This window comes from Micromonospora sp. NPDC004704 (assembly GCF_053601675.1).
In genome coordinates, this window is sequence record NZ_JBSGCD010000001.1 from 84,106 (window position 1) to 111,014 (window position 26,909).

24 protein-coding genes are annotated in these 26,909 nt (G+C 69.0%); 8 read left to right on the plus strand and 16 right to left on the minus strand.

From position 1 onward, the window contains the following. Window positions 1-122: 122 nt before the first annotated feature. From ACWEFB_RS00400 to mshC, 4 genes are all read left to right on the plus strand, one after another. Entirely contained in the window at window positions 123-839 is a 717-nt protein-coding gene (locus tag ACWEFB_RS00400) for a histidine phosphatase family protein (RefSeq protein ID WP_452280780.1), read from the plus strand. 154 nt (window positions 840-993) lie between these two features. Further along, window positions 994-1,578: a DUF3090 family protein gene (locus ACWEFB_RS00405; RefSeq protein ID WP_326558631.1), complete on the plus strand. Its 585-nt coding sequence runs from the start codon at window positions 994-996 to the stop codon at window positions 1,576-1,578. A gap of 58 nt (window positions 1,579-1,636) precedes the next feature. Next, the gene (locus tag ACWEFB_RS00410; protein ID WP_326558630.1) at window positions 1,637-2,455 is read left to right on the plus strand and encodes an SCO1664 family protein; all 819 of its coding nucleotides are present in this window, start codon (window positions 1,637-1,639) and stop codon (window positions 2,453-2,455) included. A 123-nt stretch (window positions 2,456-2,578) separates the two neighbouring features. Continuing rightward, window positions 2,579-3,817 (plus strand): cysteine--1-D-myo-inosityl 2-amino-2-deoxy-alpha-D-glucopyranoside ligase, encoded by a 1,239-nt coding sequence (mshC, locus tag ACWEFB_RS00415; protein WP_452280783.1) that lies wholly within the window; start codon window positions 2,579-2,581, stop codon window positions 3,815-3,817. A gap of 100 nt (window positions 3,818-3,917) precedes the next feature. On the opposite strand, the gene ACWEFB_RS00420 is transcribed toward mshC, so the two are convergent. From ACWEFB_RS00420 to ACWEFB_RS00435, 4 genes are all read right to left on the minus strand, one after another. Further along, window positions 3,918-4,709, minus strand: a complete 792-nt coding sequence (locus ACWEFB_RS00420) for a GntR family transcriptional regulator (protein WP_452280785.1) — start codon at window positions 4,707-4,709, stop codon at window positions 3,918-3,920. Window positions 4,710-4,859: 150 nt separating this feature from the next. After that, on the minus strand, window positions 4,860-5,876 hold the full coding sequence (locus tag ACWEFB_RS00425) for a methyltransferase (RefSeq protein WP_452280787.1): 1,017 nt from the start codon (window positions 5,874-5,876) through the stop codon (window positions 4,860-4,862). Window positions 5,877-5,963: 87 nt separating this feature from the next. After that, window positions 5,964-6,833 (minus strand): PAC2 family protein, encoded by an 870-nt coding sequence (locus ACWEFB_RS00430; RefSeq protein WP_326558626.1) that lies wholly within the window; start codon window positions 6,831-6,833, stop codon window positions 5,964-5,966. After that, window positions 6,830-6,958 carry a hypothetical protein gene (locus ACWEFB_RS00435; protein WP_326558625.1) on the minus strand — a complete coding sequence of 43 codons (129 nt, stop codon included), beginning with the start codon at window positions 6,956-6,958 and terminating at the stop codon, window positions 6,830-6,832. Before ACWEFB_RS00435 ends, ACWEFB_RS00430 begins: the two co-directional genes overlap by 4 nt. Window positions 6,959-7,198: 240 nt before the next feature. On the opposite strand from ACWEFB_RS00435, the gene metH reads away from it, so the two are divergent. Beyond that, entirely contained in the window at window positions 7,199-10,729 is a 3,531-nt protein-coding gene (metH, locus tag ACWEFB_RS00440) for a methionine synthase (RefSeq protein WP_452280790.1), read from the plus strand. Between the two features lie 182 nt (window positions 10,730-10,911). On the opposite strand, the gene ACWEFB_RS00445 is transcribed toward metH, so the two are convergent. From ACWEFB_RS00445 to ACWEFB_RS00465, 5 genes are all read right to left on the minus strand, one after another. Further along, a complete protein-coding gene (locus tag ACWEFB_RS00445; RefSeq protein ID WP_452280792.1) occupies window positions 10,912-11,121 on the minus strand; it encodes a hypothetical protein in 210 nt (69 codons plus the stop codon). A gap of 1,077 nt (window positions 11,122-12,198) precedes the next feature. Next, window positions 12,199-12,801, minus strand: a complete 603-nt coding sequence (locus ACWEFB_RS00450; protein ID WP_452280794.1) for a hypothetical protein — start codon at window positions 12,799-12,801, stop codon at window positions 12,199-12,201. Window positions 12,802-12,864: 63 nt separating this feature from the next. Further along, the gene (locus tag ACWEFB_RS00455) at window positions 12,865-13,476 is read right to left on the minus strand and encodes a hypothetical protein (protein ID WP_452280796.1); all 612 of its coding nucleotides are present in this window, start codon (window positions 13,474-13,476) and stop codon (window positions 12,865-12,867) included. Between the two features lie 195 nt (window positions 13,477-13,671). Continuing rightward, window positions 13,672-13,914, minus strand: a complete 243-nt coding sequence (locus tag ACWEFB_RS00460) for a hypothetical protein (protein ID WP_452280798.1) — start codon at window positions 13,912-13,914, stop codon at window positions 13,672-13,674. Further along, complete coding sequence (locus tag ACWEFB_RS00465) at window positions 13,911-14,111, minus strand: hypothetical protein (RefSeq protein ID WP_452280800.1); 201 nt, start codon at window positions 14,109-14,111, stop codon at window positions 13,911-13,913. Before ACWEFB_RS00465 ends, ACWEFB_RS00460 begins: the two co-directional genes overlap by 4 nt. Window positions 14,112-14,998: 887 nt before the next feature. Between ACWEFB_RS00465 and ACWEFB_RS00470 the strand changes: the two genes are divergently transcribed. Then, on the plus strand, window positions 14,999-16,204 hold the full coding sequence (locus ACWEFB_RS00470) for a helix-turn-helix domain-containing protein (RefSeq protein ID WP_452280802.1): 1,206 nt from the start codon (window positions 14,999-15,001) through the stop codon (window positions 16,202-16,204). A gap of 293 nt (window positions 16,205-16,497) precedes the next feature. On the opposite strand, the gene ACWEFB_RS00475 is transcribed toward ACWEFB_RS00470, so the two are convergent. From ACWEFB_RS00475 to ACWEFB_RS00495, 5 genes are all read right to left on the minus strand, one after another. Further along, window positions 16,498-17,709 (minus strand): helix-turn-helix transcriptional regulator, encoded by a 1,212-nt coding sequence (locus ACWEFB_RS00475; protein WP_452280804.1) that lies wholly within the window; start codon window positions 17,707-17,709, stop codon window positions 16,498-16,500. Between the two features lie 177 nt (window positions 17,710-17,886). Further along, window positions 17,887-18,225, minus strand: coding sequence for a hypothetical protein (locus tag ACWEFB_RS00480; protein WP_452280806.1), 339 nt, complete (start codon window positions 18,223-18,225; stop codon window positions 17,887-17,889). A gap of 173 nt (window positions 18,226-18,398) precedes the next feature. Then, window positions 18,399-18,782, minus strand: a complete 384-nt coding sequence (locus tag ACWEFB_RS00485) for a VOC family protein (protein WP_452280808.1) — start codon at window positions 18,780-18,782, stop codon at window positions 18,399-18,401. 77 nt (window positions 18,783-18,859) lie between these two features. Next, the gene (locus ACWEFB_RS00490) at window positions 18,860-19,762 is read right to left on the minus strand and encodes a PHP domain-containing protein (RefSeq protein WP_452280810.1); all 903 of its coding nucleotides are present in this window, start codon (window positions 19,760-19,762) and stop codon (window positions 18,860-18,862) included. A gap of 98 nt (window positions 19,763-19,860) precedes the next feature. Continuing rightward, window positions 19,861-20,475: a dihydrofolate reductase family protein gene (locus ACWEFB_RS00495; protein ID WP_452280812.1), complete on the minus strand. Its 615-nt coding sequence runs from the start codon at window positions 20,473-20,475 to the stop codon at window positions 19,861-19,863. Between the two features lie 1,290 nt (window positions 20,476-21,765). On the opposite strand from ACWEFB_RS00495, the gene ACWEFB_RS00500 reads away from it, so the two are divergent. Together ACWEFB_RS00500 and ACWEFB_RS00505 are read left to right on the plus strand one after the other, a co-directional pair. After that, window positions 21,766-22,419 (plus strand): TetR/AcrR family transcriptional regulator, encoded by a 654-nt coding sequence (locus ACWEFB_RS00500; protein ID WP_452280814.1) that lies wholly within the window; start codon window positions 21,766-21,768, stop codon window positions 22,417-22,419. Window positions 22,420-22,443: 24 nt separating this feature from the next. Beyond that, entirely contained in the window at window positions 22,444-24,315 is a 1,872-nt protein-coding gene (locus tag ACWEFB_RS00505; protein WP_452280816.1) for a bifunctional sugar phosphate isomerase/epimerase/4-hydroxyphenylpyruvate dioxygenase family protein, read from the plus strand. Window positions 24,316-24,376: 61 nt separating this feature from the next. Here the strand turns inward: ACWEFB_RS00505 and ACWEFB_RS00510 are convergent, their stop codons facing one another. Further along, window positions 24,377-25,801: an Nramp family divalent metal transporter gene (locus tag ACWEFB_RS00510; protein ID WP_452280818.1), complete on the minus strand. Its 1,425-nt coding sequence runs from the start codon at window positions 25,799-25,801 to the stop codon at window positions 24,377-24,379. Window positions 25,802-25,966: 165 nt separating this feature from the next. Then, window positions 25,967-26,839: a shikimate dehydrogenase gene (locus tag ACWEFB_RS00515; RefSeq protein WP_452280820.1), complete on the minus strand. Its 873-nt coding sequence runs from the start codon at window positions 26,837-26,839 to the stop codon at window positions 25,967-25,969. Between the last annotated feature and the right edge of the window lie 70 nt (window positions 26,840-26,909).

Below are 26,909 nucleotides of genomic sequence, written 5' to 3' on the forward strand. Positions count from 1 at the left end.
GCTGGTAAGCGCCGTCTGAGCCGCGGGTGAAGCGCCCCTGAGCCACCGGTGAGCGTCCTCTGAGCCGCCGTTCAGGCGCCACCTGATCCGCCGGTAAGGAACGGCACCGTAGGGTGGGTCTCGTGGCAACCCTCCTACTTCTGCGACACGGTCGGACCACCGCGAACGCCAGCGGCGGCCTGGCCGGGCGCCAGCCGGTCGAGCTGGACGAGACCGGCCGGGCGCAGGCCGTGGCGGCCGGTGCCCGGCTGCGCCCGCTCCCGCTGGCGGCCGTGGTCAGCAGCCCGCTCATCCGCTGCCTGCAGACCCTGGAACTGGCGCTGCCGCAGGTCCCGCCCACCCTCGAGGACGACCTGATCGAGTGCGGGTACGGCGACTGGGAGGGGCAGCCGCTGAAGAAGCTGGCCAAGGATCCACTGTGGCCCGTGGTGCAGCAGCACCCGAGTTCGGTGGTCTTCCCCGGCGGCGAGGCGATGGCCGCGATGGCGACCCGCGCCGTGTCGGCGGTACGCCGCTGGGACGCCAGGGTCACCGCCGAGCACGGGCCGGAGGCGATCTGGCTGGCCTGCAGCCACGGCGATGTGATCAAGGCCATCGTGGCGGACGCGCTCGGCGTACATCTTGATCTTTTCCAGCGGATCGTGGCCGACCCGGCCTCGGTGACCGCGATCCGCTACACCCCGACCCGCCCGTTCGTGCTCCGGCTCAACGACTCGGCCGGCGACCTGGGCAACCTCGTACCGCCTCGTCGGACCCGGCGGCGGCAGCCCCGCGCGGCCGACTCCGACGCCGCGGTCGGCGGCGGTGCCGGCAGCGGCGAACCGGGGCTGCAACGATGACCCCGGCCGACCTCACCGCCGGCCCCGCCGATCGGGCCCCGGTAGCCGTTCCACCAGGCACGACAGGGCCGCACGGGCGGGCGGGCCGGGGGTGCCCGGCGATTCGGGTCGGTGCGCTGCGCGGCGGCGGATCGGGCCGGATAGGGTCGTGGGTATGACCCACCAGGTGCACGCCTTCGAGCCGCCAGAGCGGTTCGTCGCTGGGACCGTGGGCCCGCCCGGAGAGCGGACGTTCTTTCTCCAGGCCAAGGGCGGCGGCCGGGTGGTCAGTGTCGCCCTGGAGAAGGTCCAGGTGTCGCTGCTGGCCGAGAAGCTGGAAGAGCTGCTGACCGAGGCGCAGCGCCGCTTCGGTGTCGAGCTGCCCGAGCCGGTGGTGGTCACCTCCGACAACGACCCGCTGGACAACCCGGTCGACGAGGAGTTCCGCGTCGGCACCCTGGGCCTTGCCTTCGACGTCGACACCGCCACGGTGGTCATCGAGGCGATCGCGGCCGGTGAGGCCGAGGCGGAGGTCGAGCTCGGTGAGCCGGACGAGGTGGACGAGACCGACGAGGAGGACGAGGAGCCCGATGACGACCTCGACCGGCTGCGGGTGCGGTTGACCCCACAGGCGGCGCGGGAGTTCATCGAGCGGGCCCGCCGGGTGGTGAACGCCGGCCGGCCGCCGTGCCCGCTCTGCGGCCAGCCGCTCGACCCCGCCGGTCACCTCTGCCCACGCCACAACGGCTACCACCGCTGATGGTCGACACCCCGACGACCCGGATCGGCCGGGCCCCGAGCGGCCGGGTGCCGCTGCGGTGACCTCGTCCGACGTGCAGCCGGTGCTCGACGAGAGCGACGCGCTACGCCTGCTTCGGGGCGGTGAGTTCGAGCTGGAGGGGCGGCTCACCGACGCCTCCAACACCACCCTGCGGGGGTTCCTGACCCTCGACGGGGTGACCGCCCGGTGCGTCTACAAGCCGGTACGCGGCGAGCGACCGCTGTGGGACTTCCCCGACGGCACCCTCGCCGGCCGCGAGGTGAGCGCCTACCTGGTCTCCCGGGCCACGGGCTGGGACGTGGTCCCGCCGACGGTGCTGCGCGACGGCCCGTTCGGCCCCGGCGCCTGTCAGCTCTGGATCGACGAGCCCGCCGACGCCGAACCACTGGTCGGGTTCGTCCCGGCGGGCAGCCTCCCGCCCCGGTGGTTCCGGGTCGCCGCCGCCCAGGACGACGACGGCGTGCCGTACGCGCTCGCACACGCCGACGACCCCCGGTTGGCCCGGATGGCGGTCTTCGACGCCGTGATCAACAACGCCGACCGCAAGGGCGGCCATGTGCTGATCGGCCCCGACGACCGGATCTACGGCGTCGACCACGGGGTCAGCTTCCACGTCGAGGACAAGCTCCGTACGGTGCTCTGGGGGTGGTCCCGGCGTGCCCTGCCGCCGGACGCGATCGAGGTCCTGAGCGAGCTCGCCGCCGGCCTCGTCGGGGCGCTCGGCGAGGAACTGGCCGAACACCTGACCATCAGCGAGGTCGCGGAGGTCTCGGCGCGGGTGAACCGGTTGCTGGAGACGGCCCGGTTCCCGGTTCCGCCCGAGGACTGGCCGGCGATCCCGTGGCCACCGATCTGACCCCGACCCACCGCGCCTGACCAGGCATTCGGTCCGTTTCCGTCGGCCCACGCGCGCGCCCTGTCGCATTGATCACCTCGGGCTGTCCCGATCGGCCCGGCCGGGCTGGCTAGGCTGGCCGTCATGGACGCATGGACGGGGCATCAGGTGCCACGGCTGCCGGGAACCGGTGAGCCACTGGCGTTGTACGACTCGGCGCGCGGCGCCGCCCACCCGAGCCGCCCCACCGGGCCGGCGACGATGTACGTCTGTGGCATCACGCCGTACGACGCGACCCACCTCGGTCACGCCGCCACCATGATCACCTTTGATCTGGTGCAGCGGATGTGGCGGGACAACGGGCACGAGGTGCGCTACGTCCAGAACGTCACCGACATCGACGATCCACTGCTGGAGCGGGCCCAGCGCGACGGCGAGGACTGGATCGTCCTGGCGATGCGGGAGACCGCCCTGTTCCGCGAGGACATGGAGGCCCTGCGGATCATCCCCCCGGCGCACTACGTCGGCGCGGTCGAGTCGATCCCGGCGATCGTCGGCAAGGTCTGCGCCCTCTACGACGAGGGTGCCGCGTACCGGCTGGAGGACGGGACCGGGGACGTGTACTTCGACCTCGCCGCCGCGCCCCAATTCGGTTACGAGTCGAACCTCTCCCGCGAGGAGATGCTCGTCCTGTCCGCCGAGCGGGGCGGCGACCCCGACCGGCCGGGCAAGCGCGACCCGCTGGACCCGCTGCTCTGGCGCGGGGCCCGCGAGGGCGAACCGGCCTGGGACGGGGGACCCCTCGGGCCGGGCCGACCGGGCTGGCACATCGAGTGCGCCTCGATCGCCCTGGACCTGCTCGGCAACACCATCGACGTGCAGGGCGGCGGCAACGACCTGCTCTTCCCCCATCACGAGTGTTCGGCCGCGCACGCGGAGCGGTTGACCGGCGAGTCGCCGTTCGCCCGGCACTACGTACACGCCGGCATGATCGGTCTGGACGGCGAGAAGATGTCGAAGTCCAAGGGGAACCTGGTCTTCGTGTCCCGGCTGCGGGCCGACCGGGTCGACCCGATGGCGCTGCGTCTGGGCCTGGTCGTCGACCACTACCGGTCGGATCGGACCTGGACCGACGAGGTGCTCAAGACCGCACAACAGCGGCTGGCCCGGTGGCGGGAGGCCGCCGCCGCGCCCGCCGGGCCGTCCGGGGCCGAGCTGCTTGCCGGCGTACGGGCCCGGCTCGCCGACGATCTGGACACTCCGGGTGCGCTGGCGCTGGTGGACGACTGGGTGGACAGCACCCTCGCCGGTGACGGCGACGACCCGGCCGCCCCGGCGCTGTTCGCCGACACCGTCGACGCGCTGCTCGGCGTGAAGCTCTAGCCTCCCGTCCCGGGGCACTTCCATGATCGCGAAGAGTTCGGCTCGCCAGGACCGGCCGAACTTTTCGCGACCATGAACGCGGACAGCAGGTCGTTCAGGGTCAGCCGAGCACCAGGCCGGGATCGGGTTCGGGGTCGGCCGCGGGTCCGGGGATCCGGTACTCCTCGGTCAGCGTGGTCATCGGTCCGGGCCACGTCGCCTGGGCCACCTCGATCGGCTTGTGCCGGTCGTCGTACGCGACGTGCAGCAGGTGCAGGACCGGGGTGTCCGGCCGGATCTGGAGGATCTCCGCCTCCTCCCGGCTCGGCTGCCGGGCGCTGATGGTGTCGGTGGCGGAGGCGTACCCGCGCCCGATGGCCTCCTCGGCCTCCTGGTAGAGCGGCCGGCCGAAGGACTCCATCCGTTCCAGGCTGGTGCCGGCGGCGTCGGCGACCCGGAACCAGGAGGCACCCACCTCGACCGGCACGTCCTCGGTCCGGACCAGGTGCCGCCGGATGACCAGTTCGGTGCCGTCCGGCACCCCGAACGCGTCGGCCACCTCCGGCGGTGCCGGTGCCCGGCCGACCTGGATCAGGTGCTGGCGGTAACGGGCGGCGAGGTCGGCGTGGTAGCCCCGGTGACCGCCGTAGCGGCCCCGGGAGAGCCGGTTGAGCCGGCGGCGGGTGCCGCGTACGTAGGTGCCGGAGCCGGGCTTGGTGATCAGTACGCCCTCGACCCGGAGCTGGTCGATGGCGCGCTGCACGGTCTGCTTGGCCACCCCGAACATCTCCGCGATGGCCGGGATGCTCGGCAGCCGCTCACCGGCCGCCCAGTCGCCCTGACGGACCCGCGTACGCAGTTGGCTCGCGATCTGCCGGTGCGGGAACTCGGCGGCCCCCGGGTTGATCTGCACCTGGTCCTCCCTCTGCCAGCCCAACGAGGTTCCTACCCCTACCAGCACGACTAGGTTCCTAGGATGCCGTACGCGCGGTGGTCCGGCCCACAGCGACACGCCGAGGACCGGACCTTCCGCGAAACTCCTACGCGTTCGGCAGGTGACGGATCACGGCTTGCGGCCGAGCACCACGCCGTTCGCGCCCGGTGCCTCGAAGGCGAGCGTACGGATGTCGGTGAACCCGGCCCGGCCCAGCCACTCGCGGTACTCCGCGCCGGAGTAGTTCTTCCCGCCCTCGGTCTCCACCAGCATGTTCATCCCCATCAGCGCGGCTTCCGGTGGCCCGGTCCGGTCGTCGTTGAGCAGCAGCTCGGAGATGATGATGGTGCCGCCGGGGGAGAGCGCGGCGAAGCACTTGGCCAGGATCAGCTCGTTGGTCGGCTCGTCCCAGTCGTGCAGGATCATGCTCAGCAGGACCGCGTCGTATCCCTCGGGCAGCGCCGGGTCGGCGAGGAAGTCCCCGCTGACGGCGTCCACCGTGCCGGTCAGCCCGGCTGCGGCGATCTTCCCGTCGGCCTGGGCGCAGACGTGCGGCAGGTCGAGGACGGTGGCCCGCAGATCGGGGTACTGCCGGCAGAGTTCGATCGAGAAGGCGCCCGCCCCACCGCCGACGTCGAGCAGACGCCGGTGCCCGGTGAAGTCGTACGCGCCGGCCAGCGCCCGGGCGGTGAAGATCGAGGTGGAGTACATCGCCTCCCAGAACAGGGCGAGCATCTCCGGGTCGTCGGCGTCGAACACCGACCCCTTTGCCTGGGGGTCCCAGGTGAGCGGCTTGTCCGTACGCAGCGCCTCGCCGATGCGGTGCCAGGGCAGGTAGGTGCGCTCGTCGCAGTAGCGCACCTGGCCGCCGAAGTAGTACGGCTTCCCGGCGACCAGGAACTCCTCGGCCAGCGCGGAGTTGCGGTAGCCGCCGTCGGTCTTTTCCAGCAGGCCCAGCGAGGCGCAGGCAGAGAGCAGCAGGTCGGCCGGGCGTGCGGCGAGGCCGAACTCGGTGCTCGCGGTCTGCACCGTCAGCACCTGCCCACCGGCGATCCGGGTGAACAGGCCGAGTTCGACCGCCGCCGCGAAGGTCTTGAAGCTCCAGAAACCGGTCACGAGCCCCATAAGCGGGGTAGGGGTGATCATCCCGACATATGATCATTCAGATCGATGTGTCGCGCCTTATCTGTCAGCTATCCGACAGATGCCCCTTTGTTACCGGTGTGTGAACCCTTACCAAGAGCCGGCGGTCGGGCCGGCGGAACCACCCCGACGACGCAGGTACTTCTCGAACTCCTGGGCGATCTCGTCCCCGGTCAACGGCTGGATACCGGCGTCGCCGACCCGCTCCTCCAGCTCCCGGACGTACTCGCCGAGTTCGGCGTCCTGCTCGGCGGCGGAGCGCACCCGCTGCTCCCACTCGGCGGCCTCCTCGGCCAGGTCGGCCATGGGCACCGGCAGGTCGAGCACCTCCTCGACCCGGTGCAGCAGGGCCAGGGTCGCCTTCGGGCAGGGCGGGTTGTTGGCGTAGTGCGGCACGTGCACCCAGAACGACACCGCGTCGACCTCGGCGCGGGTGCAGGCATCCTGGAGCACACCGACGATCCCGGTCGGTCCGTCGTACCGGGTCGGGGTGAGCTGGTAGCGCTCGGCCGCGTCCTTGTCCGACGCGCTCCCGCTGATCGGCAACGGCCGGGTGTACGGCACGTCGGCGAGCAACGCCCCGAGCAGCACGATCCGGTTGATCTCCAGGCTGTGGCACAGCTCCAGGATCTGCTCGCAGAAGGTCCGCCACCGCATGCTCGGCTCGATCCCGCGGATCAGCACCACATCGCGGTCGGTCCCCTCCGGACTGGCCAGCATGAACCGGGTGGTCGGCCACTCGACCCGGCGGGTCTCGCCCTCGGCCATCGTGATCGTCGGCCGGCTCACCTGGAAGTCGTAGAAGTCCTCCGGGTCGAGTTCGGCGATCTGCCGGGCCTGCCAGACCTGCTCCAGATGCTCCACCGCCGCGGTCGAGGCGTCGGCGGCGTCGTTCCAGCCCTCGAAGGCGGCGATGGCCACCGGCGAACGCAGCGTGGGCAGGCCGTCGAACTCGGTCACGCGAGCACCTCGCCGTCACCGTCACCGCGCTGGGCGATGTCGAGCCGGATAACGCTTGACCGGTTGATGCTGAGCCCGGCCGTCCCCGCGCCGGGCCCGGTGGCGCTGTCCCTGATGTCCCTCACGTCCGTCAGCCTACGTCTCAGCGCGGGATGGGGCCCGCCGGCCGCGCCGACACCCCACGCTCGCACGCGACCTCGCCCGTTACAGCGCCGTTCGGCCCGGCCGAACCGACCGGTACGGCCGTTTGGATCACCGCAGGTCGGACAACCCGGTACGGACCACACCAGGCGACGCGAATCACATAATGTGGGAGTGTGTGTTGTGCAACCGTCAGTGGGCTCGATCCGCATTAGCCTGAATGGGTGCCTATTTCGCTGCTGGACGCTCTCGCGACCCGGATCCTGATCGCCGACGGTGCGATGGGGACCATGTTGCAGGCAGCCGATCTGAGCCTGGACGACTTCGAGGGCTACGAGGGCTGCAACGAGGTCCTGAACGTCACCCGGCCCGAGGTCGTCCGGTCGGTGCACGACGCGTACTTCGAGGCCGGTGCGGACTGCGTCGAGACGAACACCTTCGGCACCAACCTCGGCAACCTCGGCGAGTACGACATCCAGCACCGGATCGTCGAGCTGGCCGAGGCCGGCGCCCGGATCGCCCGGCAGTCCGCAGACCACTGGTCGACGCCGGAGCGGCCCCGGTTCGTACTCGGGTCGATCGGGCCCGGCACCAAGCTCCCCACCCTCGGACACAGCCGGTACGACACCCTGCGCCAGGCGTACCTGGAGAACGCGATCGGGCTGCTCACCGGCGGCGTCGACGCGTTGATCATCGAGACCTGCCAGGACCTGCTCCAGGTCAAGTCCGCTGTGGTCGGTGCCCGGCGGGCGATGGCGCAGGCCGGCCGTACGGTGCCGTTGATCTGCCACGTCACCGTCGAGACCACCGGGACCATGCTGCTCGGCAGCGAGATCGGTGCCGCGCTGACCGCCCTCGAACCGCTCGGCATCGACCTGATCGGGCTCAACTGCGCCACCGGCCCGGCCGAGATGAGCGAGCACCTGCGGTACCTCTCCCAGCACGCTCGGGTGCCGCTGTCGGTGATGCCGAACGCCGGCCTGCCGCAGCTCACCGCCGACGGCGCCTACTATCCGCTGACCCCGCAGGAACTTGCCGACGCGCTCGACCGGTTCGTCAACGAGTACGGCGTCTCGCTCGTCGGTGGCTGCTGCGGCACCACCCCCGAGCACATCCGGGCCGTCTCCGAGCGGCTGACCGGAGCCACCCCGGTCGCGCGCCAGCCACAGCCGGAGGCCGGGGTCGCGTCGATCTACCACCATGTCCCGTTCGCCCAGGACGCCAGCGTCCTGATGGTGGGGGAGCGGACCAACGCCAACGGCTCCAAGGCGTTCCGGGAGGCGATGCTCGCCGGCGACTGGCAGGCGTGCGTGGAGATCGCCCGCAGCCAGGCCCGCGACGGCTCGCACCTGCTCGACCTCTGCGTCGACTACGTCGGCCGCGACGGCGCCGAGGACATGCGCCAACTCGCCAGCCGGTTCGCCACCGCGTCCACCCTGCCGATCATGCTCGACTCGACCGAGCCCCAGGTGATCGAGGCAGGGTTGGAGATGCTCGGCGGCCGGTGCGTGGTCAACTCGGTCAACTTCGAGGACGGCGACGGCCCCGAATCCCGCTACGCCCGGGTGATGCCGATCATCAAGGAGCACGGCGCCGCCGTGGTGGCACTGACCATCGACGAGGAGGGCCAGGCCCGTACGGCCGAGTGGAAGGTCCGGGTCGCGTCCCGGTTGATCGACGACCTCACCGGCCGGTGGGGGCTGTCGCTGGGCGACATCATGGTCGACACGCTGACCTTCCCGATCGCCACCGGCCAGGAGGAGACCCGCCGCGACGGCATCGAGACGATCAACGCGATCCGTGAGATCGCGAAGCGTTACCCCGGCGTCAACTTCACCCTCGGGCTGTCCAACGTCTCCTTCGGACTCAACCCGGCCGCCCGTCAGGTGCTCAACTCGGTGTTCCTGCACGAGTGCGTACAGGCCGGCCTGACCAGCGCGATCGTGCACGCCAGCAAGATCCTGCCGATGTCGAAGATCCCGCAGGAGCAGCGCGAGGCGGCCCTCGACCTGGTCTACGACCGGCGCCGCCCGGCCACCGACGACCAGCCCGCGTACGACCCGGTGCAGCGCTTCATCCAGGTCTTCGAGGGCGTCGACGCCGCCTCGGCGCGAGCCACCCGGGCCGAGGAACTCGCCGGGCTGCCGCTGGACGAACGGCTCAAGCGCCGGATCGTCGACGGCGAACGCAAGGGCCTGGAAGCCGACCTGGACGACGCCCTGACCGAACGCCCCGCCCTGGCGATCATCAACGACACCCTGCTCGACGGGATGAAGGTGGTCGGCGAGCTGTTCGGCTCCGGCCAGATGCAGCTTCCGTTCGTGCTCCAGTCGGCCGAGGTGATGAAGACCGCGGTCGCGTACCTGGAACCGCACATGGAGAAGGCCGACGACGGCGGCAAGGGCAAAATCGTGCTGGCCACGGTCAAGGGCGACGTGCACGACATCGGCAAGAACCTGGTCGACATCATCCTGTCCAACAACGGCTACGAGGTCGTCAACATCGGCATCAAGCAGCCGATCACCGCGATCCTCGACGCCGCCGAGGAACACAGGGCAGACGCCATCGGCATGTCCGGCCTGCTGGTCAAGAGCACCGTCATCATGAAGGAAAACCTCCAGGAGATGGTCTCCCGAGGGGTCGCCGAACGCTGGCCGGTCCTGCTCGGCGGGGCCGCGCTCACCCGGGCCTACGTCGAGGATGATCTCCGTTCGATGTACGCCGGCCAGGTGCACTACGCCCGCGACGCGTTCGAGGGACTGTCCCTGATGGACCGGGTGATGATCGCCAAGCGCGGTGGCGCCGCAGTGGTCGACCCGGAACGGGAAGCGGCCCTGGCGGCGCGGCGGGCCCGCCGGGAGCGCCAACGGACCATGGTCGGCGACGCCCTGCCGGACATCAACGACTCCTCGGTCCGCTCCGACGTCGCCACCGACGTCGAGGTGCCCGCACCACCGTTCTTCGGCACCCGCGTCATCAAGGGTGTGCCGCTGGCCGAGTACTCGGCCGTCCTGGACGAGCGGGCGACGTTCGTCGGCCAGTGGGGGCTGCGCGGTGCCCGAGGCGGCAACGGCCCGACGTACGAGGAACTGGTCGAAACCGAAGGACGGCCCCGGCTGCGCTACTGGCTGGACCGGCTGATCGCCGACAAGGTGCTCGAAGCGGCCGTGGTGTACGGCTACTTCCCGGCGTACTCCGAAGGCAACGACCTGGTGGTGCTGGACGAGAACGGGAACACCGAACGGGCCAGGTTCACCTTCCCCCGCCAGCGGCAGGAACGCCGCCTCTGCCTGGCCGACTTCTTCAAGCCGCGCGGTGAGCAGTTGGACGTGGTGGCCCTGCAACTGGTCACCGTCGGCCAGCCGGTCAGCGAGTACACCGCGAAGATGTTCGCCCGCAACGAGTACCGCGACTACCTCGAGGTGCACGGTCTGTCGGTACAGCTCACCGAGGCCCTCGCCGAATACTGGCACCGCCGGGTCCGCAGCGAGCTGGTCCTGCCCGGCGGCCGTACGGTCGCAACCGACGACCCGACCGACCTCGCCGGCCTGCTGCACAACGACTACCGAGGCTGCCGGTACGCCCTCGGCTACACGGCCTGCCCCGACCTAGAGGACCGGGCGAAGGTCGTCGACCTGCTCGGCGCCGACCGCATCGGCGTACGCCTCTCCGAGGAGTTCCAACTCGAACCCGAGCAGGCCACCGACGCCATCATCGTCCACCACCCCGACGCCAATTACTTCAACGCCAAGTAGGACGGCGGGAACATTCGACTCGCCGGGCGGCCCGATCTGCTTACGGCATAGTGATTCCGCGCACGACCTGCCGGCTGCCGGTGATGCTCTGAGAACTCTCTTTACGTCTTCAAGGCGGCCCGCAACGGACCGCCGGTCGCGTGCGGTGTGGGACCGGGCAGGGTGCCTAGAACACGGAAGGGTCATCCGTGTTCTAGGCAACCATCACCCTCGAAGTGCTTGAAGCGGAGATTTTGGGCCAGCTCGTTGATCGCACGCTGAAGCGGTGACTGATGTTCGTCCTCGGGAAGGAACGTCAACCAGCCCTCCTGGAAGGCGGCATCAACGACCTCGCCGGCATGCCGCTCGATCCGCCGTGCGTACTCAGCGTCATAGTCCGGCAACCTCGTCATTGCCCTTCGTCGGATGTTCGTGCCTTCTGACAGGCTACCCGGCGTTAACGGTGGAGCCGGGCAGCAGGAGGCCGCAACGGTCATATGTAGGGAACGGTAGGTCACCCGCTGTACAGCGCCAGGCCGTCGGAGTTGGACCGAGGATGACTACCGACGACAAACGTTTCGGCAGCCCAGCGCCACGCACGCCCTGGCTGCACCGGAAGGCCGTTAAATGCCACGTGAGCCACCATCCGCAGGGCTAACCCTGGGTCGACGTGGGCCCGCTTGTAATGGTGCCGCGGATGCCGGCCCGCTCCACAGGAGTGCGGGTCGACGGCGTACGGAATGGCAAGCCAGCCACGGGCCTTCAAGGTGGTGGGCCAGACGCATATGGGGTTATGCGGCATCGATTCCGGCGGACCGTCCCAGCGGGCGTGCGTTTGCCTCTGAGTGAATGCGCTCCCTGGGCGTTCGTACATCCGGGAGTGGTCGGTGCTGTCATCGCCGCCGTACGGCCTTCGACAGTCGGTCGAGGCAGGCTTCGTTGTGCGCCCCGACCATCGGAAGCCCGTTCCCGAGGTTCAGAAATACGGTCAACGGAGTGTAGACATGGTGGCCGGAGTGGTGTCGCCATTTGAGAGCGGGGAAAGACGTTAACGCGACGACGTCGGAACGCCGGATCGTCCGGGACCATAGGAGTCCCCGGACTGTGATGCCATCCCGTTCCAGCGACACGGACATGCGGTAGGCGCGTACGGCGAGAGTGGCGCCTGCGGCCACGGGGATGAGAGCGGCGTACGCTGCCAACCCGGACAGTTCCACTGAAAGTGGCCAAGCGAGCATGGCGACGGCTGTACCGAGTGTGGTGTTGGCGATGCGAGTTATCGGCAGCGGGCGGAGTACCACGGCCAATGATGGCACGCACCTGGCCTTCACCGACCACAATGCTCGCCGCGGCGGCGTACCCGATCGTGCCTGTGCGTCGGGACGTCGTGCGAGGTGACCGCCGCGACTACCCAGACCGGTGCTGGCTTGTCGTCGGGCGGTGCGGGGTGCGGCAGTCGATCTTCTGCGGTCAAAGGATGACGAGGAGCCTCAACTGCCCTGTAGGTGGTTTGCCAGGTCGACGGCGAAGGCCCGTACCTGGTCTTGGGTGCTGGTCTGCTGAGGGAAGACCACGATGGCCACCACGAGGTTGCTCACCACCAGGAACACGTCCCGGTTGCGGACGTACGCCTGATCGCCTACTCCGGGCAGCGGCTGTAGGTCTGTCCCGAGTCGCAGTAGAAGTCGGCGTGCAGCATCCGGTGCATCGTCCCGACCCGGGGTGGCGACGTAGTAGGAGACGGTGATCTTCGGTGCCGGGATGTAGTCGGGATGGTCGCGGGGCAGCAGCAAGTCGCAGTTGTTGGACTCGTCCTGCTGCACGCTGTAGGCGACGCCGAGCAGGTGCATGCTCGGTGTGAGCGTCGAGCAGGCCGGCGGTTCGGCGCGGAACTGGCCGTCGTCGTTGAAGCCGCCGGCCAGGTATGTGATCAGGGCGGCGGCCAGCAGGACGGGAACGAGGATGGCCGCGACCAGGATCAGGATCCGCCGCCGAGGACGGCGTCCCGAGGGTACGAGCTGAGGTCCGTCGCCGGACTGGTGCTCCCGGGGCTGGGGGCCATCGACTCGCGGCTGGTGCTCCTGGGCCTGCATGGGTGTGGATCTTAGCCAGGGGTTGTCTTCCGTGTCTGCCCTTTTAGGACGACATTTGATGGGTCAGGCGGTTTCGGAGCCGTCAGTCGGGGTGAGAGGTGGCAGCGAGATATTGAGCTTTACGGGTGCTCCGGTCGGAGGCGTGAATTCGAGTGTCAGACGACGCGCCGTCGCAGGCGGCGTCGGACGGAACTTCCAACGTGTTTCCCATTCTGTCCTCATGCCTCCACTGAGCCCTGAGGCTAGGCGGTAGGGAGTGCCGATGTCGTCGGACACGATGAGGGCGATTCTTCTGAATCGTTCCGCAGGCCACGGTGGCGGTCGTGATCCCCGCTCGGCTCGCCCCTCCCATTGCCTGTATGAGGACATGAAGCTGCTGGATGCCGTCTCCCGAGCCGGGCCTTGCTCCGCGTCGAGCACCACTTCGATGTGGTTGGCCAGGCTGACCTGTACAAGCTCGGCACGTACCCCGGCGACGCTGCCTACCGGCAAGGGGCGTTCAAGCGTTAGCCGGATCCGTGGGACTTGGCGCACCGTCACCAGGTATACGTGGTCAGGGTCGTAGTAGTCGAGATGGAAAGCTCCGTTGTCAAGCCGTTCGACAGAGCGGTTGTCGTGGGTCGGTCCTGTGGGGCGCCGGAATAGAGACCTGATCACGTCCTCAAGGTCCACCATGCTCGACACACTATCCGCCGCCTCCGGCAAGCTTCGGATATCGCTCACCCGCATTCGGCGGAGTGTCACGCCTGCACCGATCTGCCACCCATATCCCGAGACCGTGCCCGCCGTGCAGATAGACGTCGCCCCGGACCGCGATGGTCCGGGGCGACGTCTTGCTGTCCGGAGCCGGTTGCCGCCGACCCGGACTGGTCACAACAGGTGGACTCGCTCGGTGCTGCCGTCCGGGCGCTGCACGGTGAGGCTGCCGCCGCCGCGCTCCATCAGGTCGTGCACCAGGTTGTAGACGACGAGGGCCCGGTTGATCGTGTCCGTTTTCGTGTCCCTGGTCCGCGCGCACGCCATGTCGAGGGCGTCAATCGCCCGAGGTGTGAGGTTGACAGTGACCTTGACCAGCGCCCGCGTCGTCCCTGTACCCGCCTTCGGGTTGGTCACGGGGTCACGCCAGCGAGCAGGACCGGCACCACCGACGCCGCCCGCCCGCCGGGCCGCTGCCGGATGGCCCACGCCAACTGCTCGCACTCGGTTCCCTTGCACTGCGGGCACCGGCGACCGTTGAGGTGAGCGTCGAGGGTCCGGGTCGCCGCCCACCAGATCGCGGCCGGGGTGAGTGGCTCGTCCTGTCGGCTCACCGGTTCGGCTCCCTCAGGTGTCGCTCGATTGCCGCGCGTGGGACGTAGGAACTCGCGCAGGGCGGGTGCTTCGATGCCTCCGTTGGGGTGTATCTCAGCGTGTGAGCGGATACCCAGAATTCGTAGTCGAGTCCGCGTAGCCGGGGCGCCATCCGGTCTATCGCGAACACCCGCACGATCGTTGCTGTCGTGGCCGGCCTGCCGTCGTCGTACCACTCGCCCGGTTGGAGCCGGAGGAGCAGGCCGCGCGGGACGGGCGGCAGGGTAGCGGTCACCACTCGCTCGGCGTCGCGACGAGGCTCCGTGCCCGGTCGAGTGCTCGGCACGATCCGTCTTCCTTGCACTGTTCGCACGTGCTGTCCCGGTGCTTGGCGACCACTCGCAGCGCCTCCCGGATCATTTCGGCCGCGTCGCTCATGACGCTCCCCACCAGGCAGCCTGCCGGGAGTTGAGGCGCCTCCGTGTTGCCGGATCCGACCGGTAGGACCGTCCAACCATCGCCGCCCCGACCAGCAGAGCTGGACGCTGACCTGCCGCGCGGGTCGGCTCGACCGGTTCCGGTGCGGGGCCGGGGGTCACCTGCTCGACCGGCCCAGGGTCGCATTCTGCCGCCTCGAACGACGCCACGACCGGTCGCTCGCGCCGGGCAATGTCTGGCTCCGGGACGGGGAGGGAAACCACTGGGGCTGGAGCCGGATCGACACCCGACGCGAACCACTTTCGTCTGGTGCTGTTTATCGCCATCGCGTACCTCCAAGCTCGGAAAGCAATGGTGCGCTCACACACCGTGCTGTTAACCGGACAGTAGGGCGATGAATACCTAGGTTGGTGCGTACATGCACCATCGGTCGTACCGTGGGTGGCAGCATCCCCTCAGGGAGGACGTCATGCCGCGCAGATCCACTCCGGACACCGCCATCGGTCAGCGGATCCGCGATCGCCGTAAGCTGCTCAAACTCACGGTCCGGGTCGTTGCCGACCTGGCCGGGATCCACCATTCCACACTGTCGCGAATCGAACGCGGTGAGATCAGCGCCGACAACCGGTTCACCCTCGCGTCCATCGCCCAGGCACTCCGCTGCCCGGTCACCGACCTCACCGGCCAACCGGTCGCGCCTGTCGACCACGGCGATGCGCAGGTCAGCGGTTCCGTGTACGAGACACTCCGTGCTGTCATCGAGGCAGACCTCCAGTACCGGCCAACGCAGGCGGATGCCCTTCCCATAACCGCGCTTGCCCATGAACTGGACCTGATCCGCGATCTTCGTGCCCGGTGCGACTACGCCGGCGCGACAACCCGCATCCCGAGTCTGCTTCGCGGCCTCCATCTCGCGGCCTACGGCAGTGACCGTGCCGAGGCGCTGCGGGCGCTCGTCATCGCCGAGGACACCGCTTCGTTCGTGGTCAGGTACGCCGGCAACCCTGCCGCCGCATGCCTTGTCGCCGACCGGGCGCAGCAGGCGGCTGAGGCGCTCGACCAGCCGGTCATGCTCGGCCTGGCCGCGTTCGCCCGATCCCATGCCGCCACGGGCTGCGGTCTGTACGAGCGGGCGTTGACGATCGCCGACCATGCGGCCCGCGATCTGGAGGCGCACACCAACCTGCCCGACGGCCGCGAGATGCTGGGGCAGCTCTATATGACGCAGGCGTACGCGCTGTACGCGCTCGGACGGGCCGAAGACGCCATGGAGCCCGTCGCACTGGCGGAGCGGATCGCGGCCGACACGGGCGACTCCGACGCCCTCCGGCTCATGTTCGGCCCGACGAACATCAACTTCTGGCGAATCGCGATGGAAGCGGATGGCGATTCGCCGGGACGGGCTGTGGAGATCGCACGGGGCACCACGCCGCACGCGGTGGATTCGATCTCCCGACAGTTCGCGTTCTACTCGGACACCGGTCGGGCCTTGGCAAGGACCGGTCGGGACGCCGAAGCGTTGCGGATGCTCCTGACGGCGGATCGCCTGGCGCCCCAGCGGATGCGAAATCCGATTATGGTCGAGACCGTACGGAGCCTGCTGGAGCGGTCCCGCAGGGGTACTGGCTGGACGGAGCTGCGTGGGCTCTGCGAGAGGCTCGGTATCGGGTCGTAGACCGCCGCACCGCGTCCGGGCGGCGTCTCGCGAAGCTCAACCCGTACCCTCCGGATCTTCGTCATGATCTAGCCACGGACCAGGTGGGGCGCGGCGACGCGACTCCCGCCGCCGCGTCCCGGGTCAGCCACGGGGGCAGCCGGCCCGGCGCGATCGGTAGGTGCGGCGAGGTGAACGGCTGCGAGGTACCACGGGCGCAGTCGGTGCGACACCTCGCCGCGACCATGGAGTCACGGTAGGTACCAGCGAAGGTGCGCAAGGGTACGCGGCGTACCCGGTTGCGGCATGTACCCCTACAGGTTGACGCCCGCTCGTTCGGCCAGTTCGACCGCGTCGCCGCGAACCGACGCGGGTGCCTCCGTTGCCAGCCGAGTCAGCATGTCCCTGGCTGCCGGCGAAAACCGCACCGTCTCGGGTGAGGTGGCATCCGCTTTCGTCAGCAGGTGCAGGGTCGCCTCGCGGGCGCCCTCGAGGTCGGCACTCCGGGCCAGCTCGACGTAGTGCCGACCTCGGCGCTCAGTGGAGGGAATGGCCAGCGGGTCGAGAGCATGTGCCCGCCGCTGCGCCTCTTCCGGGTCGCCGAGGTCGACGGCGCACATCACCGCGTACACCTCGACCAGCGGCCGGGACACCCGGGTCCGGAGGCCGACGAAGTCCGCCGGTAGCGCCCGGTGCACGATGTTCCGGGCGGACTCCCAATCCGCCCAGGCCCCCTGGTCGCCGTTGCGTGCCCGCGTCAACGCCGCGCACAGATGCAGATCGGCCAGCATCTCGGCGTACTCGGCTGGGCCGTCCGCAACCCTCGGCTCGATCAGGCTGCGCGCCTCTCGTAGCCGCTCCACCGCTTCGTCACTCCGACCAGTGGACCGGAGCAGGTGCGCCGCGTACCAGATGGCCTGCGCCAGGGCGAGTGGGTCGTCCGCGTCCATGGCCGCGGCCATGCCCCGGTCGACGGTCAGCCAGCACAGCTCGCGGTCGCCATGCCATGCCAGGTATGCCTGAGCCAGGTGATACGACTGGGCAAGCAGGGCCAAGGCGGTTCGTCGGTCGGGTCCCTCGTGGAGTCGTGCCGCCCGCTGCGTGGAGTTGAGCAGGCCGGGCAGCAGGGCTCCGATCTCGGTCCGCTGCTGGCGCGAGGTGTGCCACGTCTGCCAAGCGGAGTCGGTCTCGCCGCGCAGGTACTCGGTGGTGGCCGGCTCCCCGCTCACCGTCACGTGCCATGTGGTCAACGCCCGGCGGACGTCCTCGACCGCAGGGTGGCTGGGGCGGCCGTCAAGCGACAGGGTGACCGCCGGCCCGAACAGGTCACCGAGGTCCCGAACGCCGAGATGTGGAGCAAGCTGTTGGGCTGCCCGCAGGGTCAGGCTCCGCTTGCCGTTCTCGATGAACTTGATGGTGGTGGGTGAAAGGCTGGCCAGTCCGGCGAGCCTCTCCCGTGAGAGGCCGGCAGCCCGGCGTAGACGCTCGACTCGCTGTCCTGGCGTGGGCTGTGCCTGCTCGGCCATCTGACACCTCACCGGGGCTGGGATTGGGTACACGATGTACCCCGACGGTACGCCGGGGGAACGATCGAGGGGATGCAGCTCACCCGGACGCGGCCGCAGGCGGTGCAGCGCAATGGCAGGATCTCGCCGCGTCGCTACAGGACATGGTGCAAGCTCGGGATGACTCGATCCGGTCCGTCAGCGTGGTGCCTGGTCAGGTGGTGCACCGGTCGCCGTGGGGTGAATTCCGAACTTTTCAATCACGAATCGCCAGAACAGGGCAACCCCGTCCTGAGCCGGTCTGGCTATCCGGTCGTTACGGCCGGTGTGTGCGAGGTGTTTGATGGTGACCCAGTTGTAGGCGGACCGGACCACGATGACGTCGACCGGTGCCGGTGTGACGGGTACGGCCGTGACGATGATGTCGGTCATCGAGGTGGCGCCCGCCAGAAGGTTCTCGGCCTCGAACGCGATCACGCTGTCGACGATGTCGAGCACCGGTTCATAGGTCGTGCTGCTGTCGAGGACGGCGCGCAACCGCGTCGCGATGTCCGCCCACGGCTCTCCGCGGAAGTCGTGCGGCCAACCAAGGGAACGCATCGCCTCAGGCTGCCAGAGACACCGGGCGACAGGTCGGTGGGAGTGTCACCAGGGGAGCGGCGACGTGTCTCGCCGTCTCCACCGTCCCCGACCTCGAGCCCACCACGGCATCAGGCGACGCAGAACTCGTTGCCCTCGGGGTCCTGCATGACGACGTGCCCCAGGGCGTCGCCGTACCACTCCTCGCGTATCACGGTCGCACCGGCGGCCACCAGCTCGGGCACCTTCTGCCGGATCGGTCGTGCCCGCTCGGTCATGTCCCAGGGACCCGGGCCCGCCACCCGCACGTCGATGTGCATTCGGTTCTTGGCGGTCTTTCCCTCGGGCACCTTGAGGAAACTGATCGCGGGACCGTGGCCATCCGGGTCGATGATGGATGCGTTGTCGGGCTCGTCGAAACCGGGCTCCTTGACGTACGCCAGGGCAAGCGCCCAGAAGGCGGCGAGCCGCTGAGGGTTGTCGGCATCGCATCCCAGGGTCCAATGAGCCGCCATGGCGCTAACGTACGCGAGCCGGAGCTTTGGCAGTGTGGGTTGCGGGCCATCTGTTGTCGACCCGATGCGGGGATGGCTCAGCTCAGCCAGATCGGGTTGCTCCAGGCCCGTCCGCCGTTCGCGTCGATGACGGTCACTCGGATGTAGGCGCTTTCCCGAAACATGTCGAGTGGAAGCGAGCACTCGGTGAGACCGTGGCCAGACTGTACCCGCTTGCCGGGTACGCAGCCGGTGACCAGCACTCGGCTGGCCGGTGAGCAGCGGACCGTGATGTTGTCGCCATCGAGCTGGATCGCGTGGATCTCGGGTCCGGTGCTGGCGTAGTAGTGGCCGGCCTTCAGGGCGGCAAGCAACGCGGCGGGGTCGAGAGACTCGGCGCGCACCTGCACCCAGGCTGCGTGAGCTGGTGGGTCCTGGGGTTGGAAATGGGCGTCGTCGGCTGCGTAGACGCTGAGCCGGTGACCTCGGCCCAGGAGCAGATCGCAGAGGTGCCAGCTGTCGCCTCTGTCCTCCCATGCCGACAGGGCGTTGTATACCTCGACGGCGTGTGCGGCCTCCAAGCTTTCCGCGTCGGCGAGGGTGAGCAGGGACGCCGCTGGGTGCGCCATTCCGATGAATGCCCCGGCTGCGCGGGCTCGGCGGGCCAGCTCCGGTCCGGACTCTGCGGAGTCGGGCGGTGGGAAACCGAGTGGCAGGCCGACCGCGACGATGTGCCATTCTTCGGAGAACTCGGTACGAGGCGCGTGCAGTTCGGCGCCGAGCAGCGTGGTGAACGTGGACGTTCGAAGCGGCCGGGTGTCGGTGAGCGGGAATCCGTACTCGGGTCGGAAGTGATCGGTGATGGACACGAAGTCGTAGCCGGCCTCATGGTAGAGGCGGCTGATCTGGTCGGGTGGCAATCGGCCGTCCGAACGGTCGGAGTGGGTGTGCAGGTTGCCCCGCCAGAACCGGCCGGGTCGGTCGAACGGCAAATTGTGCATATCGTCAGGACCTTCGCTGGCGCTGTCGGGCAGATCGCCGCAACCTGCCGACCGTGGTCATCGAGGCGCCCCTCGGTGAGTCTGGGGCGTCGGATTGTTCAGCCACCAGCGGGAACCTGGTCCTTGACCTCGTCGTACCCGACCTTGGCGGGTTCTGCGGTCGGCGAGTAGATCACGCGGATCACGCCCGTCGGGAACGCCTCCGTTGCCGTCATCTTCAGGTGGTACGCCGCATCGCCTTCATCGAACAGCCTGCGGCCCTTGCGAGCCGCCACCGGGTGCACCAGCAGGCGCAGCTCGTCGACCAGCCCCGCGGCGAGCAGTTGCTGCACCACGGAGATCGACCCGGGGATGAGGATGCCCTTGACGTCGGCATCGGACTTGAGTGCGCTGGCGGCATCGAGGAGATCGCCGTTGATCAGCTCGGAGTTGCGCCAGGAGAACTCCAGCGGCTGGCGCGAGACGACCACCTTCCGTACGTCCCCGAGTTGCTTGGCGAACGGTGCGTCGTCCCCGCCCGCGGCCTCGCGGTCGGGCCAGGCCCCGGCGAAGCTGTCGTAGGTCTCCCGGCCGATGAGCAGCACATCGGCGGTGTCGTAATCCTCGCCGACGGCCCGGCCCATGTCCGCGTCGAAGTACGGGAAGTGCCAGTCGGGGTCGATCTCGGCCACCCCGTCGGCCGAGATGAACAACGTGGAAATGATTTTCGCCATCGGAGTCATCCTTCGAAACAGGTGATGTCGGTAGGGCGCAGCACCCCCAACCTATCGGCTGGCCCCAGCTCCGTCTGTGCTCCGGAGAGCGCCCCGCCGTGAAAATCGAACTTGTGTATCGGACGTCGTGGCGGGGCCGCCGGAGACGACAGCATCCGCTGGATCCGTGGGCGATTGAGGTGCGCAGCCATCCCGCCCGCCGTCGACCCGGCCGGTGCCGAGCAGACCGCCGGCCGAGGCGCCAGCGTCCGTACGGGCGTCAAGGCCCGCTCCCACAGCGCCTCAGACGCCGGTCCGCTCCACGGGAGTGCGGTCGACGGCGGAGGGGATGGCCCGACGGGCCGAAGGTCTGGTTGGCCTATTGGTTGAGGAGCGCCGATTCAGCCTGACCTAGACGTCCTGTACGAGCCGTACGCAGTTGTAGGCGACATACCCGGAGCACCCCAGGCAGTCCGGGTAAACCCTGATCCACTTGTTACCGCCGCCGCAGGACGAGTAGGACCCGCCAGAAACGTTGGAGCAGGCCGAAGGAGCCCAGGTACCGGAATGGAGGGTCCCGTCAGTCGGGTGATTTGTGCCTGGACCTAGGCGGATGTTGATGTTGCCCTGGCCGGACTTCGGTGTTACTGCACAGGACGCTGCGGCCTGTTGGATGGAGCCGCTTGGTACGGCGGCGTGCCCCAGTGAGCCTACCGCCAGTAGGAGTGTTGCGACGACCGAGGCGACGATCGTCGACCGCCTCATCCCCGTTAGGACTTGCATGCCTCTTCCTCTCAACCGGTGCTCGTAAAGTTCCCGACCCGTTCATTGTTGGATATCGATGGATATCAGGTACGTATCTGTCTCATCACCGACAGAGGATGATGCTTCTGTCGGAACATCAATTCTCGTTCGTTAACCCCGGCCCTCGCTCGATCCCTGTACTCCGGCGACATCGTCTACGACGGTGCCCTGATCGACGACCTGCCGAACTCCGACGTGGTCGCCTACCGGCGAAGCATGGAGTTCCTCGCCGACCTCGACGTGTCCGTCGTCCATCCCGGCCACTGGCACAGCTTCGACAGGACACGTCTTCGTCAGTTGGCCGAGACCCACCTGTGCCGGAGAGCGCAGGTCGAGGCTGGGTAGGGGGCGAGGCCGGCGTGGGCGAGGATGCCGGCAGTGCACGGTTGCGGGTCCGTGGGACCGGATGTACGCACTAGTACGTTCGTTATGCTGGCGAGTGGCAGCCGGGTTCGGTGTCGATGAAGTGTCCGTACCGACCCGAAGCCCGACGGGAGAAGGAGTTTCGTGAGCCGGCAGGCGGCACCAGAGCCCGAGGTCGATCGTCGGCGTGACGCCGAGCGGACCAGGGTCGACATCCTCGACGTCGCTACCGATGAGTTCGCCAACCAGGGTTACAGCGGGGCGCGGGTGGACGAGATCGCGGCGCGTACGCGTACCACCAAGCGGATGATCTACTACTACTTCGGCGGCAAGGAGCAGCTCTACCTCGCCGTGCTGGAGCGTGCGTACGCCGAGATCCGGGCGGCCGAGCGGGCCATCGACGTCGACCAGCTCGATCCGGTCGCCGCCATCCGCCGGATCGCCGACGTCACCTTCGACCATCATGAGGCCCACCCCGCGTTCATCAAGCTCGTCGGCGTCGAGAACGGCCAGCGGGCGGAGAACATGAGTCACGTCGCCCGGCTGGTGGACCTCAACAGCTCGGCGGTCGACGTCCTGCGCGGGGTGCTCGCCCGCGGACAGCAGGCCGGTACGTTCCGCACCGACGTCGACGCGCTGGACGTACACATGATGATCAGCGCCTTCTGCTTCTTTCGGGTCGCGAACCGCCACACCTTCGGCGCGCTGTTCGGTCGGGATCTGCTCGACCCGGCGTCACGCGAGCACTACCGCACGATGCTCGCCGACATGGTCGTCGGCTACCTCGGCCAGCGCTGACCCCGTACTCCCGGAAGGTGGGCCATGAGTAGCGTTACCCCGGCCGGACGTGCCGCGCTGCGCCGGTCGGTGGCGACGGTGTGCATCTCCGGCACCCTGGACAACAAGATCGCGGCTGCTGCCGCCGCCGGGTTCGACGGGATCGAGCTGTTCGAGAACGATCTCGTGGTGGCGCCCTGGTCGCCGGGTGAGGTCCGGGCCCGGTGCGCCGACCTCGGTCTCACTATCGACCTCTACCAGCCGTTTCGTGACTTCGAGGCGGTGCCACCGGCGCTGCTGAAGGCCAATCTGGGGCGGGCGGAACACAAGTTCGACGTGATGGCCGAGCTGGGTGTCGACACCATGCTGGTCTGCTCGTCGGTCGCACCGGCGGCCGTCGACGACGACGATCTGGCGGCCGAGCAGCTCGCGCTGCTGGCCGACCGCGCCCACGCGAGGGGGATGAGGATCGCGTACGAGGCGCTGGCGTGGGGACGGCACGTGTCCACCTGGGACCACTCGTGGCGGATCGTGCGGGGGGCCGACCATCCCGCGCTCGGCCTGTGCCTGGATTCCTTCCACGTGCTGTCGCGCGACGTCAGCCCGGCCGGCATCGCCGACATCACCCTGGGCAAGATCTTTTTCCTTCAGCTCGCCGACGCACCGCACCTGAGCATGGACGTCCTCCAGTGGAGCCGACACCACCGGCTCTTCCCCGGACAGGGATCGTTCGACCTGACCTCGTTCGTCCACCGGGTGCTCGCCGCGGGTTACACCGGACCGCTGTCGCTCGAGGTGTTCAACGACGTCTTCCGGCAGGCCGATCCGGTGCGTACCGCCGTCGACGGGATGCGGTCGCTGATCGCCCTGGAGGACAGCCTTCGACCGGCGGGCGGGTCGGGCGTCGAGGCTCGTCGGCTACCGGAGGCGCCGGCGTTGTCCGTACACGGTTTCAGTGAGTTCGCGGTGGACGGCCGGTCGGGGCCGGTGTTGCAGGCCGCGCTGCGGGGTCTGGGTTTCGCCCACACCGGGCAGCACCGGTCCAAGCCGGTGGAGCTGTGGGAGCAGGGCACCTGCCGGGTGATTCTCAACAGTGCGGTGACCCGCCCGCAGGCCCCGGGGACCGCCGCGATGAGTGCCTTCGCGTTGACAACGGCGGACCCACAACGGTCGCGGGCGCGGGCGGAGGCGTTGCTCGCGCCGGCCCTTCCGCGTGTCCGGGGTCCGCGCGAGGCGGACCTGCCCGCCGTCGCGGCCCCCGACGGTACGTCGGTGTTCCTCAGCCGGGACGACAACGACTGGCGGGCCGACTTCCTGCCCACGGGGGACGAGGTCGCGGGCGACGCCGGCCTCACCGCCACGGACCATCTCGGGCTGGCGCAGCCCTTCGACCACTTCGACGAGGCCGGGCTGTTCTACCACTCCGTGCTCGGGCTCGACCGGCTGAGCACCGAGGAGTACGCGGCACCGTTCGGGCTCATGCGCTCGCGCGCCTACGCCACTCCGGACCGGGCGGTACGGCTCGCGTTGACCGTGGCGCTGCTCCGTCGTGGCGAGTGGGCTCCCGCCGTTGTCGACCCGCAGCACGTCGCCTTCGCCACCGCCGACATCTTCGCCACCGCGGTGGCGATCGACCGGCTCGGCGGCACCACGCTGCACGTACCGGAGAACTACTACGCCGACCTGGTCGCCCGGTTCGCCCTGGCCGACGCCCTGGTCGCGCGCCTGCGCCGGCACGGCATCCTCTACGACCGCGACCAGCGCGGCGGTGAACTGCTCCACCTCTACACCCCGCTGTACGGGGGAAGGGTCTTCTTCGAGATCGTGCAGCGCCGGGGCGGGTACGACGGCTTCGGCGAGTCGAACGCACCCGTCCGGATGGCCGCCCACCGTCATCTGCGCCTGTCCGCGAGCTGACCCGGCCGGGAGCCGATGGCGTCGGTTCCGACCGGGTAGCGCGTACTCAGAGCGTGTCGGGTCAGAGCTTCTGGATCTGGGTGACGACCATGGCGATGGCGAAGAACCCGTAGAAGCCGATCGCCGTGACCATGCCGCCGAGCCGCCATCCGCGCAGCCGGATCGCGGTGGGTAGGTCCCTGGTGTTGAGGCGTACGAGCAGGATCGAGTACAGCAGGGTGACCACCGACGCGGCGCAGGTCGAGACGAGCAGCAGTCCGATCGGTTGGGTGAAACCGGAGAGCAGGATGATCGAACCGAGGACGATCTCGGCCCAGACGATCGCCAGATAGAGGCGGGCCTCGGTCCACCGGGCCGAGTCGGCGAGGTAGTTGCGGCGGAGGAAGTCGCTCGCCACCCGGCCGATGACGTCGAGCAGCCCCATCGCGGCGGCCCACAGCGAGACGGCGGCGATCGCGAAGAACAGCAGCTTGAGCCATTCGCCGACCTGGGAGGCGAGGATGTCGCCCTCGATCCGCAGGAACGTCGTGTCGTTCTTGAGGTCGTCCCGCCCGAAGAGGGTCTCGTACGCGAGCAGGCTCATGATCGTGATGGTCACGAAGCAGACCAGCAGGAAGGCGAAGAAGTGCTCGGTGTTGGCGCGCTTCCACCAGATCTTCCAGCGGGCGAGGTTCTGCTCGTCCTGGGGGAACGTGTAGCGGTCGGCGCCTGATGCCTCCTCCCGGCCGGTGATCGGGGAGATGAGTCGCGGTACGTGTGCGCCCATCCCGTACCGCTTGTCCCGGATCCAGTTGCTGAGCACCAGGTTGTGCACACCGCCCGCGCCTGCGGCACCGATCGCGCTGAGCAGCAGGGTGAAGGTGATGCCGGCGGGGATCTGGCCGAACCCGAGAACCGTCTCCTTCGCGCCCTCGCCCCAGGTGGACAGCGAGATGACAAAAACCACGATGACGGCGAGGAAGAACAGCGTGAGTGCGACCTTCACGACCTCGACCCGCTCGACGGTCTTGTAGATGACCTTCGAGGCGGACAGCAGTACGCCGATGACGACCAGGACGGCGACCGTGATCCAGACGGCGTCACCGCCCCCGACCAGGTACGTGAAGACGGTGGACCCGCCGGTGGCCCAGCCCGGCCAGACGTACTGGAACGCCCCGGCCAGGCAGATGACGATGCCCCAACCCTTCCACCAGCGGGAGAACCCGGCGACGGCGGTCTGTCCGGTGGCCAGGGTGTAGCGCTCGATCTCCATGTTGATGACGAACTGGACGGCGAGCGTGGCGAACGCCAACCACAGCAGGCCCAGTCCACCGATCGCGGTGAGGTACGGCCAGAGAATGATCTCTCCGGCCGCCATGCCGATCCCGACCGCGACGACGCCGGGGCCGACCATCCGGCGTAGCGACATGGGTTCCGGCAGTTGCTGCGTGACGGTGCCGCCGTCGGGTGGGGCGGCTGTTTCCGGTCGTGTTGCTGGTTGACTCATCGGGAAACTCCAGGGGTGTGGTGGTGGAGTGGGGGTTCCAGCGCCGGCGGGCGCTGCCGGTGCACGTCGGCGGTGGGCCGCGTGGCCGCGACGACCACGCCGCGCGGGAGCACCGAGGTGTGGGTGGCGTGGGCCTGGTCCGGTGGGGGAGCGGGCCGCACCCGTTCAGGCCCGGACATGGTGTCCACTGCCGTTCAGCAGCCGGTCGAGGTGGCCGAGCATCCGTTCGGTGTCCGGCGTACGGCCGGTGAGCAGCTCGAATGCCGCCGCGGCCTGGAACACGCACATCGCCGCGCCACCGATGGCACGCAGTCCGTTCGCCCGGGCGGAGCGCAGCAGTTGGGTCTCGACCGGCATGTAGATGACGTCGACCACCCACAGCCCCGGGTGCAGCAACCCGACGGGCAGCGGTATCCCCGGGTGCGTCCGCATGCCGACGGGGCTGGTGTTGACCAAGCCGTCGGCGTGCTCCAGCGCGGCGGGTAACTCGTCGGGTGCGGCCACCGCGATCCGGTGGATGTCGAACCGTCCCTCCAACGCCTCACCCAGGGCACCGCGCCGCTCGGTGTCCGGATCGACCACGGTGAGGTGCCCGACATCCGCGCTCAGTTGGGCGTACGCGCAGGCCGCGCCCGCGCCACCGGCGCCGAGCTGCACCACCCGGTCGACCGGCGCGTCCGGCAGTCCCCGCCGGAACGACTCGGCGAATCCGTACGCGTCGGTGTTGAAACCGAGCCGTCGGCCGTCGCGGAACACGACGGTGTTGACCGCCCCGATGTCGCGCGCCTGCGGGGAGAGGTCGTCGAGCAGGTCGATGACCTGCTGCTTGAACGGGTGGGTGATGTTGAGGCCGGCGAGCCGATCCGCCTCGGCGTTGTCCAACAGGCGGCCGAGGTCGGACGGGGTCCCCGGCTCGTCCACATCGATCAGCCGGTACGACAGGTCCAGACCGTGATGACGACCTTCGGTCTCGTGCAGCACCGGCGACAGCGATGCCCCGATCCCCGAACCGATCAGGCCGTACCGGCAAGGTTGCATGGGGTGGGACTCCCGTCATCGCCCACCGCCGTGGACGATCCGCGACAGTGAATGTACGAACTGGTCCGTT

Excerpts from the sequence above, each read along its gene's own strand:
- ACWEFB_RS00505 (WP_452280816.1), top strand. The coding sequence starts at position 22,444 with ATGAGTAGCGTTACCCCGGCCGGACGTGCCGCGCTGCGCCGGTCGGTG.
- ACWEFB_RS00485 (WP_452280808.1), bottom strand. The coding sequence starts at position 18,782 with ATGGCGGCTCATTGGACCCTGGGATGCGATGCCGACAACCCTCAGCGG.
- ACWEFB_RS00510 (WP_452280818.1), bottom strand. The coding sequence starts at position 25,801 with ATGAGTCAACCAGCAACACGACCGGAAACAGCCGCCCCACCCGACGGC.
- ACWEFB_RS00475 (WP_452280804.1), bottom strand. The coding sequence starts at position 17,709 with ATGGCCGAGCAGGCACAGCCCACGCCAGGACAGCGAGTCGAGCGTCTA.
- ACWEFB_RS00405 (WP_326558631.1), top strand. The coding sequence starts at position 994 with ATGACCCACCAGGTGCACGCCTTCGAGCCGCCAGAGCGGTTCGTCGCT.
- ACWEFB_RS00455 (WP_452280796.1), bottom strand. The coding sequence starts at position 13,476 with ATGGTGGACCTTGAGGACGTGATCAGGTCTCTATTCCGGCGCCCCACA.
- ACWEFB_RS00490 (WP_452280810.1), bottom strand. The coding sequence starts at position 19,762 with ATGCACAATTTGCCGTTCGACCGACCCGGCCGGTTCTGGCGGGGCAAC.
- ACWEFB_RS00450 (WP_452280794.1), bottom strand. The coding sequence starts at position 12,801 with ATGCAGGCCCAGGAGCACCAGCCGCGAGTCGATGGCCCCCAGCCCCGG.
- ACWEFB_RS00445 (WP_452280792.1), bottom strand. The coding sequence starts at position 11,121 with ATGACGAGGTTGCCGGACTATGACGCTGAGTACGCACGGCGGATCGAG.
- ACWEFB_RS00470 (WP_452280802.1), top strand. The coding sequence starts at position 14,999 with ATGCCGCGCAGATCCACTCCGGACACCGCCATCGGTCAGCGGATCCGC.
- ACWEFB_RS00515 (WP_452280820.1), bottom strand. The coding sequence starts at position 26,839 with ATGCAACCTTGCCGGTACGGCCTGATCGGTTCGGGGATCGGGGCATCG.
- ACWEFB_RS00495 (WP_452280812.1), bottom strand. The coding sequence starts at position 20,475 with ATGGCGAAAATCATTTCCACGTTGTTCATCTCGGCCGACGGGGTGGCC.
- mshC (WP_452280783.1), top strand. The coding sequence starts at position 2,579 with ATGGACGCATGGACGGGGCATCAGGTGCCACGGCTGCCGGGAACCGGT.
- ACWEFB_RS00425 (WP_452280787.1), bottom strand. The coding sequence starts at position 5,876 with ATGATCACCCCTACCCCGCTTATGGGGCTCGTGACCGGTTTCTGGAGC.